At 56.8% G+C, this 13,879-nt stretch carries 11 protein-coding genes and 1 pseudogene; 7 read left to right on the forward strand and 5 right to left on the reverse strand.

Features of this window, described 5'->3' with window-relative positions; genetic code table 11:
* The first annotated feature begins 1 nt into the window (after window position 1).
* Complete coding sequence (gene hflC / locus AAHB66_RS01960) at window positions 2–1,003, forward strand: protease modulator HflC (protein ID WP_106994046.1); 1,002 nt, start codon at window positions 2–4, stop codon at window positions 1,001–1,003.
* Window positions 1,004–1,057: 54 nt separating this feature from the next.
* On the opposite strand, the gene AAHB66_RS01965 is transcribed toward hflC, so the two are convergent.
* Window positions 1,058–1,348, reverse strand: a complete 291-nt coding sequence (locus AAHB66_RS01965; protein WP_347115028.1) for a hypothetical protein — start codon at window positions 1,346–1,348, stop codon at window positions 1,058–1,060.
* A gap of 371 nt (window positions 1,349–1,719) precedes the next feature.
* Between AAHB66_RS01965 and AAHB66_RS01970 the strand changes: the two genes are divergently transcribed.
* The 4 genes from AAHB66_RS01970 to rlmB all read left to right on the forward strand — a co-directional run bounded on the left by AAHB66_RS01970 (window position 1,720) and on the right by rlmB (window position 6,916).
* Window positions 1,720–3,018: an adenylosuccinate synthase gene (locus tag AAHB66_RS01970; RefSeq protein ID WP_231313240.1), complete on the forward strand. Its 1,299-nt coding sequence runs from the start codon at window positions 1,720–1,722 to the stop codon at window positions 3,016–3,018.
* Between the two features lie 192 nt (window positions 3,019–3,210).
* Complete coding sequence (gene nsrR / locus AAHB66_RS01975; protein WP_347115029.1) at window positions 3,211–3,636, forward strand: nitric oxide-sensing transcriptional repressor NsrR; 426 nt, start codon at window positions 3,211–3,213, stop codon at window positions 3,634–3,636.
* 38 nt (window positions 3,637–3,674) lie between these two features.
* Window positions 3,675–6,116 carry a ribonuclease R gene (gene rnr, locus AAHB66_RS01980; RefSeq protein WP_347115030.1) on the forward strand — a complete coding sequence of 814 codons (2,442 nt, stop codon included), beginning with the start codon at window positions 3,675–3,677 and terminating at the stop codon, window positions 6,114–6,116.
* A gap of 65 nt (window positions 6,117–6,181) precedes the next feature.
* Complete coding sequence (gene rlmB, locus AAHB66_RS01985; RefSeq protein ID WP_347115031.1) at window positions 6,182–6,916, forward strand: 23S rRNA (guanosine(2251)-2'-O)-methyltransferase RlmB; 735 nt, start codon at window positions 6,182–6,184, stop codon at window positions 6,914–6,916.
* A 124-nt stretch (window positions 6,917–7,040) separates the two neighbouring features.
* Here the strand turns inward: rlmB and AAHB66_RS01990 are convergent, their stop codons facing one another.
* A complete protein-coding gene (locus AAHB66_RS01990; RefSeq protein ID WP_347115032.1) occupies window positions 7,041–8,330 on the reverse strand; it encodes an MFS transporter in 1,290 nt (429 codons plus the stop codon).
* 182 nt (window positions 8,331–8,512) lie between these two features.
* Here AAHB66_RS01990 and AAHB66_RS01995 point away from each other — a divergent pair, with 182 nt between their 5' ends.
* Window positions 8,513–10,135: an isovaleryl-CoA dehydrogenase gene (locus AAHB66_RS01995; RefSeq protein WP_347115034.1), complete on the forward strand. Its 1,623-nt coding sequence runs from the start codon at window positions 8,513–8,515 to the stop codon at window positions 10,133–10,135.
* A gap of 3 nt (window positions 10,136–10,138) precedes the next feature.
* Here the strand turns inward: AAHB66_RS01995 and AAHB66_RS02000 are convergent.
* The 3 genes and pseudogenes from AAHB66_RS02000 to bsmA form a co-directional block, all read right to left on the reverse strand.
* A pseudogene (locus AAHB66_RS02000) lies at window positions 10,139–12,065 on the reverse strand (Cache 3/Cache 2 fusion domain-containing protein).
* Between the two features lie 172 nt (window positions 12,066–12,237).
* Entirely contained in the window at window positions 12,238–12,513 is a 276-nt protein-coding gene (gene yjfN, locus AAHB66_RS02005) for a DUF1471 family protease activator YjfN (protein WP_347116403.1), read from the reverse strand.
* A gap of 148 nt (window positions 12,514–12,661) precedes the next feature.
* On the reverse strand, window positions 12,662–12,991 hold the full coding sequence (bsmA, locus tag AAHB66_RS02010; RefSeq protein WP_347115035.1) for a biofilm peroxide resistance protein BsmA: 330 nt from the start codon (window positions 12,989–12,991) through the stop codon (window positions 12,662–12,664).
* 138 nt (window positions 12,992–13,129) lie between these two features.
* On the opposite strand from bsmA, the gene yjfP reads away from it, so the two are divergent.
* Window positions 13,130–13,861, forward strand: coding sequence for an esterase (gene yjfP, locus AAHB66_RS02015; protein WP_347115036.1), 732 nt, complete (start codon window positions 13,130–13,132; stop codon window positions 13,859–13,861).
* The last annotated feature ends 18 nt before the right edge of the window (window positions 13,862–13,879 follow it).

Consider the following 13,879-nt stretch of genomic DNA (forward strand, 5'->3'; position numbering starts at 1 on the left):
GATGCGTAAGTCAGTTATTGCGATCATCATCATCGTGCTGGTCGTGCTTTATACCTCTATCTTTGTCGTCAAAGAGGGTGAGCGCGGAATTACCCTGCGTTTCGGCAAAGTCCTGCGTGACAGCGAAAACAAGCCGCTGGTTTACGAGCCGGGTCTGCACTTTAAGATCCCGATGATCGAATCGGTTAAAACCCTGGATGCGCGTATCCAGACCATGGATAACCAGGCCGATCGCTTCGTAACCAAAGAGAAGAAAGACCTGATTGTCGACTCGTACATCAAGTGGCGCATCAGCGATTTCAGCCGTTACTACCTGGCGACCGGCGGCGGTGACGTCTCCCAGGCCGAAGTGCTGCTGAAACGTAAGTTCTCTGACCGCCTGCGTTCTGAAATTGGTCGTCTGGATGTGAAAGACATCGTTACCGATTCCCGTGGTCGTCTGACCCTGGAAGTGCGCGATGCCCTGAACTCCGGCTCTGCAGGCACGGAAGATGAAGTGACCACCCCAGCGGCGGACGATGCGATCGCCAAAGCAGCTGAGCGTGTTCAGGCTGAAACCAACGGTAAAGTGCCGGTGATCAACCCGAACAGTATGGCAGCGTTAGGTATCGAAGTGGTGGATGTGCGTATCAAGCAGATCAACCTGCCGACCGAAGTGTCCGAAGCGATTTACAACCGTATGCGCGCTGAGCGTGAAGCGGTAGCCCGTCGCCATCGTTCACAGGGTCAGGAAGAGGCTGAAAAGCTGCGTGCAACCGCAGACTATGAAGTGACGAAAACGCTGGCAGAAGCGGAGCGTCAGGGTCGTATCCAGCGTGGTGAAGGTGATGCCGAAGCGGCGAAACTGTTTGCTGATGCGTTCAGCCAGGACCCGGACTTCTATGCCTTTATCCGTAGCCTGCGTGCTTACGAAAGCAGCTTCCAGAGCAATCAGGACGTAATGGTTCTGAGCCCGGATAGCGATTTCTTCCGCTATATGAAATCACCGACGACCAGCCGCTGATTTTAACCGCGTGAAAAATAAAAGGGCGCCTCGATGAGGCGCCCTTTTTTTACATCAGTTACCCAGCCATTTATTCAGCAGGCTGCCAACAACCGGCAGACCCGCCAGGGCTGATTCAATCGTCCCACCCACGGTTGAACCAATTGTTTTGCCCACGGTTTCGCCCAGATCCGGGGCGATAGTGGTCAGATTAATGGTACCAATCAGTGGAACGTCGATATTCAGCAGGCTGCTGCTTTTTGACCATGCTGCCGCGCCGATTTTGCTGCCCAGAGACGCCAGGTTATCCTGCAACCAGCCGGCACCACTCACACATTCGAGTTCAAATGCTGTTAATTCTTTCATGTTAATCATCCTAATTATTCAGTTGTACGACGTCTCCTTCTTGAGACGCGAAAAGATCCTGACAACTTTTGAAAAATTCAGCAATACCAAAGGGTTATGAATTTTAATTCATCATCTGGAATCACATTGCCTGGCAAACGGAAATACCCGCTTCTGAAACTGAAATAAAAGTTGTTATCATTTCAACATGCTAACGCTGTATAAAAAGTGCTTCTCTTGTGATGAAAATCCGCGAGCCACACAAGATATTGAGGTAATCGATTAACTGGCGATGAACCCGGCAATTTCGACGAAATTTGTATACAAAAAAAGCTGAACATCATCAAAACCGATGGTAGAATCCATTTTTAAGCAATCGGTGATTTTGAAAAATGGGTAACAACGTCGTCGTACTGGGCACCCAATGGGGTGACGAAGGTAAAGGGAAGATCGTCGATCTTCTGACTGAACGTGCTAAATTTGTTGTACGTTATCAGGGTGGTCACAACGCGGGCCATACTCTCGTAATCAACGGTGAAAAAACCGTCCTCCATCTTATTCCATCAGGCATTCTTCGTGACAATGTGACCAGCATCATCGGTAACGGTGTTGTGCTGTCTCCTGCTGCGCTGATGAAAGAGATGAAAGGCCTGGAAGACCGTGGCATCCCGGTTCGCGAACGTCTGCTGCTCTCCGAAGCCTGCCCGCTGATCCTCGACTACCACGTTGCGCTGGACCTGGCACGTGAAAAAGCGCGTGGCGCGAAAGCGATCGGTACTACCGGTCGTGGTATCGGCCCGGCTTACGAAGATAAAGTGGCTCGTCGCGGCCTGCGCGTTGGCGACCTGTTCGACAAAGCTACCTTTGCTGAAAAACTGAAAGAAGTGATGGAATATCACAACTTCCAGCTGGTGAATTTCTACAAAGTTGACGCGGTTGACTACCAGAAAGTACTGGACGATGTCATGGCCGTTGCCGACATCCTGACCGGTATGGTTGTTGATGTGTCCGATCTGCTGGACCAGGCGCGTCAGCGTGGCGATTTCGTCATGTTCGAAGGTGCGCAGGGTACGCTGCTGGATATCGACCACGGTACCTATCCGTACGTAACCTCCTCTAACACCACCGCAGGTGGCGTGGCAACCGGCTCTGGCTTGGGCCCACGTTATGTGGATTACGTTCTGGGTATCATCAAAGCTTACTCCACTCGCGTGGGTGCAGGTCCGTTCCCGACCGAGCTGTTTGATGACATCGGCGAGTTCCTCTGCAAGCAGGGTAACGAGTTTGGCGCGACCACCGGTCGTCGTCGTCGTACCGGCTGGCTGGATGCAGTTGCTGTGCGCCGTGCGGTGCAGATCAACTCCCTGTCTGGCTTCTGCCTGACCAAACTGGACGTCCTGGACGGCCTGAAAGAAGTGAAAATCTGTGTTGCCTACCGTATGCCGGATGGCCGCGAAGTGACGACCACTCCGCTGGCAGCTGACGACTGGCAGGGCATCGAGCCGATCTACGAAACCATGCCTGGCTGGTCCGAAACCACCTTCGGCGTGAAAGAGCGTAGCGGCCTGCCGCAGGCGGCACTGGATTACATCCAGCGTATTGAAGAGCTGACCGGTGTGCCGATTGATATTATCTCTACCGGCCCGGACCGTAGTGAAACGATGATTCTGCGCGACCCGTTCGACGCATAATCCTTGTTAATGCTGGCCTGCGGGGTAACCCGTAGGCCGGATAAGCGTAGCGCCATCCGGCGATCGCCCTCTGATTCCCGCTTTTACCCCTTTCCGTTTAAATAAATTCGCCGTTGACTATCTGGCTGGTTTATCATCATTAATGAATATCTCTGCGGATATACCGCGATTTACCCTTTTCCTGAGGTTGATGTGCAGTTAACAAGCTTCACCGATTACGGATTACGTGCGCTGATCTACATGGCGTCGTTACCCGATGGACAGATGACCAGTATCTCTGAGGTGACAGAGGTCTACGGTGTGTCCCGTAATCATATGGTCAAAATAATCAATCAACTTAGCCGTGCCGGATACGTTGCTGCCGTCCGCGGGAAAAATGGCGGGATTCGCCTCGGTAAACCGGCACAGACTATTCGTGTTGGCGATGTGGTACGTGAACTGGAGCCGTTGACTCTGGTGAACTGCAGCAGTGCGTTCTGCCACATTACCCCTGCCTGTCGTCTGAAACAGGCGCTTTCTAAGGCCGTGCAAAGTTTTCTCATGGAGCTGGATAACTACACGCTGGCCGATTTGGTTGAAGAGAATCAACCGCTGTATAAATTATTGCTGGTGGAATGAAGAAAATTTCCACCGGAGATGACAACGGAGGAACCGCTATGTCACAAGATCCTTTCCAGGAACGCGAAGCTGAAAAATACGCTAATCCTATCCCAAGCCGCGAGTTCATCATTGAACACTTAACCAAACGCGAAAAACCCGCTAATCGTGAAGAACTTGCCGTTGAATTAAACATTGAAGGCGAAGAGCAAATTGAAGCCCTTCGCCGTCGTCTGCGCGCGATGGAGCGTGACGGACAGCTGGTCTTTACCCGCCGTCAGTGCTATGCCCTGCCAGAACGCCTCGACCTGCTGAAAGGCATGGTGATTGGCCACCGTGATGGTTTCGGCTTCCTGCGCGTCGAAGGCCGCAAGGACGACCTGTATCTCTCCTCTGAACAGATGAAGATGTGCATTCACGGCGACCAGATCCTGGCCCAGCCGCTGGGTGCCGATCGTAAAGGCCGTCGTGAAGCGCGCGTGGTGCGCGTACTGGTGCCAAAAACCAGCCAAATCGTGGGCCGCTACTTCACCGACGCTGGTGTCGGTTTTGTGGTGCCGGACGACAGCCGTCTGAGCTTTGACATCCTTATTCCACCGGAAGAGGTGATGGGCGCGCGGATGGGCTTTGTGGTGGTCGTTGAACTGACCCAGCGTCCAACCCGTCGTACCAAAGCGGTCGGTAAGATTGTCGAAGTGCTGGGCGATAACATGGGCACCGGCATGGCCGTGGACATGGCGCTGCGCACCCACGAAATCCCGTACGTCTGGCCAAAAGCGGTTGAAGAGCAGGTTGAAGGCCTGAAAGAGCAGGTGCCAGAGTCGGCAAAAGCAGGCCGTGTGGATCTGCGCAGCCTGCCGCTGGTCACCATCGATGGCGAAGACGCCCGTGACTTTGATGATGCCGTTTACTGCGAGAAAAAACGCGGCGGCGGCTGGCGGCTGTGGGTGGCGATTGCGGACGTGAGCTATTACGTTCGCACGGGCACCCCGCTGGATGGCGAAGCGCGCAACCGCGGCACCTCGGTCTACTTCCCGTCCCAGGTTGTGCCGATGCTGCCGGAAGTGCTCTCTAACGGCCTCTGCTCCCTGAACCCGCAGGTTGACCGTCTGTGCATGGTCTGTGAAATGACCATCTCCACCAAAGGACGTTTAACCGGCTACAAATTCTATGAAGCGGTGATGAGTTCACATGCTCGCCTGACCTACACCAAAGTGTGGCACATGCTGCAGGGTGACCAGGATCTGCGTGAGCAGTATGCGCCGCTGGTGAAGCATATCGAAGAGCTGCACAACCTCTATAAAGTGCTGGACCAGGCGCGTGAAGAGCGCGGCGGTATCTCATTTGAGAGTGAAGAGGCGAAGTTCATCTTCAACGCCGAGCGCCGCATCGAGCGGATCGAACAGACCCAGCGTAACGATGCGCACAAGCTGATTGAAGAGTGCATGATCCTGGCCAACATCTCCGCGGCACGTTTCGTTGAGAAAGCTAAAGAGCCAGCGCTGTTCCGTATTCACGATAAGCCGACCACCGAAGCTATTACCTCGTTCCGTACCGTACTGGCGGAGCTGGGCCTTGAGCTGCCGGGTGGCAACAAACCGGAGCCGCGCGATTACGCTGAGCTGCTGGAGTCCATCAGCGATCGCCCTGATGCCGAAATGCTGCAAACCATGCTGCTGCGTTCGATGAAGCAGGCAATTTACGATCCGGAAAACCGCGGCCACTTCGGCCTGGCATTACAGTCTTATGCCCACTTTACCTCACCGATTCGCCGTTACCCGGACCTCTCTCTGCACCGTGCCATTAAGTATCTGCTGGCGCAGGAGCAGGGACACAAAGGCAACACCACGGAAACCGGTGGCTACCACTACTCCATGGAAGAGATGCTGCAGCTGGGCCAGCACTGTTCGATGGCGGAACGCCGTGCGGATGAAGCGACCCGTGACGTCGCTGACTGGCTGAAGTGTGACTTCATGCTGGATCAGGTTGGGAACGTGTTTAAAGGCGTGATTGCCAGCGTCACCGGCTTTGGTTTCTTCGTGCGTCTTGATGAACTCTTTATTGATGGTCTGGTTCATGTTTCCAGCCTGGACAATGACTACTACCGTTACGATCAGGTTGGACAGCGTCTGACTGGCGAATCCAGCGGCCAGACTTATCGTCTGGGCGATCGCGTGGAAGTGAAAGTTGAAGCAGTCAATATGGACGAGCGCAAGATCGATTTCAGCCTGATCTCCAGCGAACGTGCGCCGCGCAACGTGGGTAAAACCGCGCGCGACAATGCGAAGAAAGGATCCGCCGGTAAAACCAGCGGCAAACGCCGTCAGACGGGTAAGAAGGTAAACTTCGAGCCGGACAGCGCCTTCCGTGGCGAGAAAAAACAGAAGCCGAAGGCCGCTAAGAAAGAAGCCAGAGCAGCGAAAAAGCCGTCGGCTAAAACCCAGAAAATCGCCGCCGCGACCAAAGCGAAGCGCGCAGCGAAGAAAAATGTGGCGGAATAATCTCCCCCCTGACCTTGATCCTCTCCCTTTTGGGAGAGGAGATCAGTTATTAATGAGAATCATCAATGAGTGAAATGATTTACGGCATCCACGCGGTGCAGGCCCTGCTGGAGCGCGCACCGGAGCGTTTTCAGGAAGTTTTTATTCTGAAAGGGCGTGAAGACAAACGCCTGATGCCGCTGATCCACGCCCTGGAAGCGCAGGGTGTGGTGATCCAGCTGGCGAACCGTCAGTACCTGGATGAGAAAAGCGAAGGTGCGGTGCACCAGGGGATCATCGCCCGCGTCAAACCGGGTCGCCAGTATCAGGAAAACGATCTGCCGGATCTCATCGCTTCTCTGGATAACCCGTTCTTCCTGATCCTCGACGGCGTGACCGATCCGCACAACCTTGGTGCCTGCCTGCGTAGCGCCGATGCGGCGGGCGTGCACGCGGTGATCGTGCCGAAAGATCGCTCCGCACAGCTCAACGCCACGGCCAAAAAAGTGGCCTGCGGCGCGGCGGAAAACGTCCCGCTGATCCGCGTGACCAACCTGGCGCGCACCATGCGTCAGCTGCAGGAAGAGAATATCTGGATCGTCGGCACCGCCGGTGAAGCGGACCATACCCTGTTCCAGAGCAAAATGACCGGCCGTCTGGCGCTGGTGATGGGTGCGGAAGGGGAAGGGATGCGTCGTCTGACCCGCGAGCACTGCGACGAGCTGATCAGCATTCCGATGGCGGGCAGCGTCTCGTCCCTGAACGTCTCCGTAGCAACCGGCATCTGCCTGTTTGAAGCGGTGCGCCAGCGCGGGAAATAAACAGCAAGGCCTTCTTTGAAGGCCTTTAGTGTTTTCTCCCTCTCCCTGTGGGAGAGGGTTGGGGTGAGGGCACCAGACGGTGATCGTCCTGGCCGGGTAAGCGTAGCGCCACCCGGCACATAACTCACTCCTCCAGCGACCGCAAATGGTCATCCTTTCTGAGCGTCATCAGCGCAAAAATACTCACCACCGCCGTCGCCATCACGTAATACGCTGGAATATCCAGGTTTCCCGTCTCTTTGATCAGCCCGGTAATGATTAACCCCGCACAGCCCGAGAAGATGGCATTCGACAGCGAATAGGCCAGCCCCAGCCCGGTATAGCGCACCCGCGTCGGGAACATCTCTGACAGCATGGCCGGCCCAGGCCCTGCCAGCATCCCCACCAGACCACCGGCAATCAGCACCACAATCGCTTTTATCGCCAGAGTGCTGGACTCCGCCTGCAAAATTTTCAGCAGCGGCAGGGCAAGGATCAGCAGCAGGGCGGCGGCAATCACCATTACCGTGCGCCGTCCAATGCGGTCGCTCAACATCCCGGAGGGAATAATGGTCAGCGCAAAGCCGATATTGGAGATCACCGCAATCAGCAGCGCCTGGTTAAAGCCGGTATGCAGGGCCGATTGCAGGTAGGCAGGCATGATCACCAGATAGGTATAACCTGCGGCAGACCACACCATCACCCGGCCAATCCCCATCACGATGGCTTTCAGCGTGTCGCGGGTTCGGGCCTTCGCCACCACCGGTTTGGTTTGTTGCTGCACGAAGCTCGGCGTCTCTTCCATGCTTACCCGCAGCCACAGAGCCACCGCCCCCAGCGGCAGGGCGATAAAGAACGGGATGCGCCAGCCCCAGTCATGCAGGGCTTCTGGCGTCAGCAGTGCCGAGAGCAGCGCCACGATCCCCGCCCCGGCCAGCAGACCCAGCGCAACGGTAAAGGACTGCCAGGCGCCGTACAGCCCGCGTTTGCCGCGCGGGGCGAACTCGGTCATCAGCGACACCGCACCGCCATACTCGCCACCGGCGAACAGCCCCTGCAGGATCCGCAGACCGGTGATCATCAGCGGGGCGGCAATGCCGATGCTGGCATACACCGGCACCAGGCCAATCGCCGCGGTGGCGAGGGTCATCATCACCAGCACGACGATCAGCGTAGGCTTGCGCCCGATACGATCGCCGATCCGCCCGAAGACGATGGCACCCAATGGACGAAAGAAAAAGGCGATGGCAAACGAGGCGTAGGTGAGGATCAGACTGGTCAGCCCCGCCTCACCGCTGAGCTGGAAAAAGTTTTTCGCAATCACGGTGGCCAGAAAACCGTACACCGCAAATTCGTACCATTCGATAAAGTTACCAATTGAGCCCGCGATTAACGCGCGCTTATGGGCATCCGGCGCCCGGTGAATGTTTTGCATTGTTATTCTCTCCATGAGGTGTGAATAAATTATTCACTATAAATGCAGATAAGAAATTTATTATTCGTTCGTTATGTGACCAGATTCACGCTTGTAGATGGCGAAATTTTGCGCCCGCTTCCGTGCAGCGTCTGCCCGGTCTGTCCATAATTACCTCATTGCCATAGAAGGAGGGATACATAATGCACTGGCAGACGCACACTGTTTTTAACCAGCCTGCGCCACTCACCAACAGCAACCTTTTCCTTTCCGATCGTGCCCTGTGCGAAGCGGTCAACCGTGAAGGCGCCGACTGGGACGCCGAGCTGCTCGCCAGCATCGGTCAGCAGCTGGGCACCGCAGAATCGCTGGAACTGGGCCGCCTCGCCAACGTCAATCCACCCGAACTGCTGCGCTTTGACGCCAGCGGTGCCCGGCTGGACGACGTGCGCTTCCATCCCGCGTGGCACCTGCTGATGCAGGGACTCTGCGCCAACCGTGTGCATAACCTGGCGTGGGAAGAGGAGGCGCGCAAAGGGGCCTTCGTGGCCCGGGCGGCGCGTTTTATCCTGCATGCGCAGGTGGAAGCCGGCACGCTCTGCCCGATCACCATGACCCATGCTGCCACGCCGCTGCTGCTGCAGGCGCTACCGCGCGCTTTCCATGACTGGCTGACGCCGCTCCTTAGCGACCGCTATGACTCCCATCTGGCGCCGGGCAACCAGAAGCGCGGTCTGTTGATTGGTATGGGGATGACGGAGAAGCAGGGCGGATCGGATGTCCTCAGCAACACCACCCGGGCAGAGCGCTGCAGCGACGGTAGCTACCGGCTGGTGGGCCATAAATGGTTTTTCTCGGTGCCGCAGAGTGATGCGCACCTGGTGCTGGCGCAGGCCAAAGGCGGCCTGTCGTGCTTCTTCGTTCCGCGTTTTCTGCCTGACGGCCTGCGCAATGCCGTGCATCTGGAGCGGCTGAAAGACAAGCTGGGCAACCGCTCCAACGCCAGCAGCGAAGCTGAGTTCCTTGAGGCGACCGGCTGGCTGCTGGGGGAAGAGGGGGAAGGGGTACGCCAGATCCTGAAAATGGGCGGCCTCACCCGGTTCGACTGCGCGCTCGGCAGCCACGGCCTGATGCGCCGGGCGTTCTCGGTGGCGTTATACCATGCCCACCAGCGGCAGACCTTCGGCAAAAACCTGATCGATCAGCCGCTGATGCGCGACGTGCTCAGCCGCATGGCGCTGCAGCTGGAGGGGCAGACGGCGCTGCTGTTCCGTCTGGCGCGGGCCTGGGATCGCCGGGATAACGAGCATGAAGCCCTGTGGGCACGGCTGTTTACCCCGGCGGCGAAACTGACGATCTGTAAAGCGGGGATCCCGTTCGTCGCCGAAGCGATGGAGGTGCTGGGCGGTATCGGCTACTGCGAAGAGAGCGAGCTGCCGCGCTTGTACCGGGAGATGCCGGTCAACAGTATCTGGGAAGGTTCGGGGAATATCATGGGGCTGGACGTGCTGCGGGTGCTGGCGAAGCAGCCTGCGGTAATGGATCTGCTGGCCGATGATTTTGCCGGCGTGAAGGGACAGGATCGGCACTTCGATCGCAGCTGGCGTCAGTTACAGCAGAAGCTGCGTAAACCCCAGGAGGCGCAGGGCAGGGAGATCGCCCGGCAGATCTTCCTGCTGGGCGCGGGGGCACAGATGTTGCGCCATGCGTCACCGCCGGTGGCGCAGGCCTGGTGCCGTGAAATGCTCGATGCCCGTGGAGGTTCCCTGCTCAGCGAGCAGGTCCAGGACGACCTGCTGCTGCGCGCCACGGGCGGCGTGGCCTGATCCTTACAGGCGGAACAGGCTGACCAGCTCGGTCAGGTGAGAACCTTTCCCACGCAGAACCTGCGCCGTCTGTTCACTGCGCGAGACGCGGTCGGCGTTGATATGCGACGCTTCGCCAATATGCGTCATCGCCAGGTTCACCTGACCAATGCCTGCCGACTGCTCGCGGGAGGCATGGTTAATCTCCGTGACCAGCTGGTTGATATTGTCGATATGCTCGATGATGCTCTCCATTGCATGCCGGGTCTGCTCCGACAGGGCGTGGCCCTCGCTCACTTTGCTGAGCGTATCGCCAATCAGCTGTTCAATCTCCTTCACCGCGTTGGCGCTGCGCGCTGCCAGGGCGCGGACTTCCTGAGCCACCACGGCAAAGCCTTTACCGTGCTCGCCCGCCCGGGCGGCTTCTACGGCGGCGTTCAGCGCCAGGATATTGGTCTGGAAAGCGATACCCTCAATCACCCGCGTGATGGCTTCGATACGTTTCGATGCCTCGCGAATATCATCCATGGTGGCGACAGCATTGCTGACGGTCTCCCCGCCCTGATGCACCGCCCGGGAGGTCTCGCCCACCAGCTGCTGGGTCTGCTCCATATTGGCCGCATTCTGCTGCACGCTGGCTGCCAGCTGCTCCATGCTGGCGGAAGTCTCTTCCACGCTGCTGGCCTGCTTGTTGATCTGCTCGGAGATCTCGCCGGTATCCGCCGCCAGGGCGTTGGTGCCCAGATGGATATCCCCTGCGGCTTCGCGCACCTGCAGCACAATTTTTTTGCAGCCCGCCGCCAATGCCGTTGATGGCATTGATTAACTGACCCACCTCATCCTGACGGCTAGCAGGCAGGGTTGCACGCAGATCCCCGGCGGCATACTGCTCTGCCAGACCAATCACATCGCGCAGCGGGCGTGAAAGCCAGCGGCGAATAATAAACACGAACAGCATGGCGAAGAGCGCGGACAGGACGACACCGGCCAGCAGGAAGCGATCGCGCAGGCTGGTCACATCGGCCAGCAGGACGGATTTATCCACCTCGCCCACGATGGTCCAGTTCCAGCCCGGCAGCGGCGTCCAGGCCATAATCAGCGTACGACCCTCGGCGCTCTGACGCTCCAGGGTGCCGGATTTATCCCCCAGCAGCAGCAGCTGAACATCGTTCTCCCATTTCGGCAGTTGCCCCTCTTCTGCGCTATGGAACAGGTACTGACCGTGATTTTTGCCATTGCTGCGGTCCAGCACAAAGAAGTGGCCGCTCTCGCCCAGACGGCGGCTGAGGATCTTCTCACGCATGACGTTCCAGGAGTGGGTAATGTCGACCCCAACGAAGATAATGGCGATCACCTGTCCGCCCGCGTCTTTTACCGGCTGATACTGGGTGATGTAGCGTTTGCCGAACAGCAGGGCAAGGCCGCGATAAACTTCACCTTTGCTGACCACCGCCCAGGCCGGGCTGGCATGATCCAGTACCGTGCCGATGGCCCGATCGCCGTTCTCTTTACGCAGTGAAGTCGCCACGCGGACGAAGTCGTCGCCGCTGCGGACAAACAGCGTGGAGATGGCCCCGGTGCGATTCAGAAAATCATCGGGCGTGGTGTTGTTCTCATGGAGTTCCGTATCCCCGCCCTTCAGCAGCGGGACGTTCTGACCGTTGATGGTGCGGGTCTGGCTGGCGTCAATATTCAGCGGCTGTGGCAAAAAGGTGGTGAACAGGCGAGTGTAGCTCTCCACCTCTTCGGTGAGGCTGGTATTGAACATTTGCACCATGTCGACCACGCCGGTGGACTGGTTATGCAGGTCTTCAATGGCCAGCGCTTTGAGTTTTTGACTGGTGTTATAGCTCAGGAGAAAAGTGAAAAGCAGAAAAAGAGTGGCAACACTCAAGCCGGTAAGCAGCGATAGCTTTGTGCCCAGACCTGCACGGCGAAAAAAGTTGATCATAAATTGCTCATTGCTAAAAAGGTAACGCTTTTCAACGGCAGAGCGGGGATAACATTTATGGGGTTTATGTAACAAAATGTTACAAGATTGTCTCGGGGTAGTAACGGCAAGGATAATAGAATTGTAAATATTAAAAAGCCACTCTTTTTTAGTGGCTTTTTATTGGCGCTTTTCAGGCGTAGAGAATGGCTTGTACCCGCCAGCGATCAACATGGCTGTCTTCCTGCATAGTTATGATGCGATACCAGGACGCTCCCTGTTCATCTGCTTTAAGCGCGACCACGCGCTCTACATCCTGCGGACTCCCGGAGATATCACTCACCGAAATCAGTCCTATTTCATTTAAACCCGTCACACAATCAGCGCTGGCAAATTCGGCTGACTGTGCGGCAGTACTCACCAGACCGGCTGAGAGTAACAGTGAGGTCAAAGCAAGAGATCGTTTCATCGTCAGCTCCATTTTACGTGTCCCCGGTATCCGCCGGGCAATCCTTCGCTAATAAACTCGCTTCCATTGCCGCAGGCATGGAGTTTATTGTGGACAGGAAAACGTCTATGGACGCAAAGCAGTGTAAATGTCGTTTAAATACCGCTCGTTATTTACGGTATAAAATGGCCTGCGAATACCATTGTCCCGTCACGATAGTTTCATCGATAAGGACAATGACGTAATAATCAGCTTTCGCGGCGACGGCTTTTGCTTTAATGGCATCTTCCACATCATCGGGAGAGCCTCGCTCAAGTGCGGTGACGGTACCCATCCGCTGTAATCCTTCCGTCTGATTACGACGAATTTCTTGTGGGTGGTCGGCAACCGGAGGTGCAGGCTGTGGCGTGCCTTCCAGGACGCTACATCCGCCCAACACCAGCATCAGCAATAAAGCAGCAAACCTTCGCATAACCATATCTCGTTTCCTGATAGCCATAGTGTAGAACTCTGTTGATTTAGGATTGGGGGAATGTTCCCAAATTGTTAGCTGTGGCGTAAATTTCGAATGAAAATTGTGCGAAAGCGTAATCCAGTTCTCAACATTTTAAATCACCCTTTAGCATGAGGCCCAGTGATGATTGAACTTGAAATACGACAATTTGGCGACCATGAGAGTGTACACGCCGTTCCGGCGGGAAAACGGTCTCAACCGTTGCCGGTTGTTATTTTTTATCATGGATTTACCTCATCAAAGCTGGTTTACAGCTATTTTGCGGTGGCCCTGGCGCAGGCCGGTTTTCGGGTGGTCATGCCGGACGCACCGGATCACGGCGCCCGCTTTACGGGGGATGAGCAGGCTCGTCTGGGGCAGTTCTGGCCGATCCTGCATGGCAACCTCACCGAATTTGCCGCGCTGCGGGATGGGTTGTATCAGGCCGGGCTGGTGGCGGATGAGCGCCTTGCGGTCGCCGGAGCTTCGATGGGCGGGATGACCGCACTGGGTATCATGGCGCGCCATCCGGAAGTGAAATGCGTGGCAAGCCTGATGGGCTCGGGCTACTTTACCTCCCTGGCCCGCACGCTGTTTCCGCCGCAGCCACCGGCGGACTTCGCGGCAATGGTCTCTCCGCTTGCCGAATGGGAGGTCACGACCGCGCTACCCCGGCTGGCCGACCGCCCGCTGCTGCTGTGGCATGGGGAGGAGGATGATGTGGTGCCAGCCGCGGAGACCTTCCGTCTGCAGCAGGCTTTGCAGCGGGAAGGGCTGGATAAAAATCTGACCTGTCTGTGGGAAGCGGGCGTCAAACACCGCATCACGCCGACCGCCCTTGATGCCACGGTGGCGTTTTTCCGCCAGCACCTTTAAACGCGCAGGATTTTCACC

The sequence above is a fragment of the Leclercia sp. S52 genome (assembly GCF_039727615.1).
Classification (GTDB): Bacteria; Pseudomonadota; Gammaproteobacteria; order Enterobacterales; family Enterobacteriaceae; genus Enterobacter; species Enterobacter adecarboxylatus_B.

What these genes read in the sequence shown, in the direction of transcription:
- hflC (WP_106994046.1), top strand. Translation starts at nt 2, where the DNA reads ATGCGTAAGTCAGTTATTGCGATCATCATCATCGTGCTGGTCGTGCTT.
- AAHB66_RS01965 (WP_347115028.1), bottom strand. Translation starts at nt 1,348, where the DNA reads ATGAAAGAATTAACAGCATTTGAACTCGAATGTGTGAGTGGTGCCGGC.
- AAHB66_RS01970 (WP_231313240.1), top strand. Translation starts at nt 1,720, where the DNA reads ATGGGTAACAACGTCGTCGTACTGGGCACCCAATGGGGTGACGAAGGT.
- rnr (WP_347115030.1), top strand. Translation starts at nt 3,675, where the DNA reads ATGTCACAAGATCCTTTCCAGGAACGCGAAGCTGAAAAATACGCTAAT.
- rlmB (WP_347115031.1), top strand. Translation starts at nt 6,182, where the DNA reads ATGAGTGAAATGATTTACGGCATCCACGCGGTGCAGGCCCTGCTGGAG.
- AAHB66_RS01990 (WP_347115032.1), bottom strand. Translation starts at nt 8,330, where the DNA reads ATGCAAAACATTCACCGGGCGCCGGATGCCCATAAGCGCGCGTTAATC.
- AAHB66_RS01995 (WP_347115034.1), top strand. Translation starts at nt 8,513, where the DNA reads ATGCACTGGCAGACGCACACTGTTTTTAACCAGCCTGCGCCACTCACC.
- yjfN (WP_347116403.1), bottom strand. Translation starts at nt 12,513, where the DNA reads ATGAAACGATCTCTTGCTTTGACCTCACTGTTACTCTCAGCCGGTCTG.
- bsmA (WP_347115035.1), bottom strand. Translation starts at nt 12,991, where the DNA reads ATGGCTATCAGGAAACGAGATATGGTTATGCGAAGGTTTGCTGCTTTA.
- yjfP (WP_347115036.1), top strand. Translation starts at nt 13,130, where the DNA reads ATGATTGAACTTGAAATACGACAATTTGGCGACCATGAGAGTGTACAC.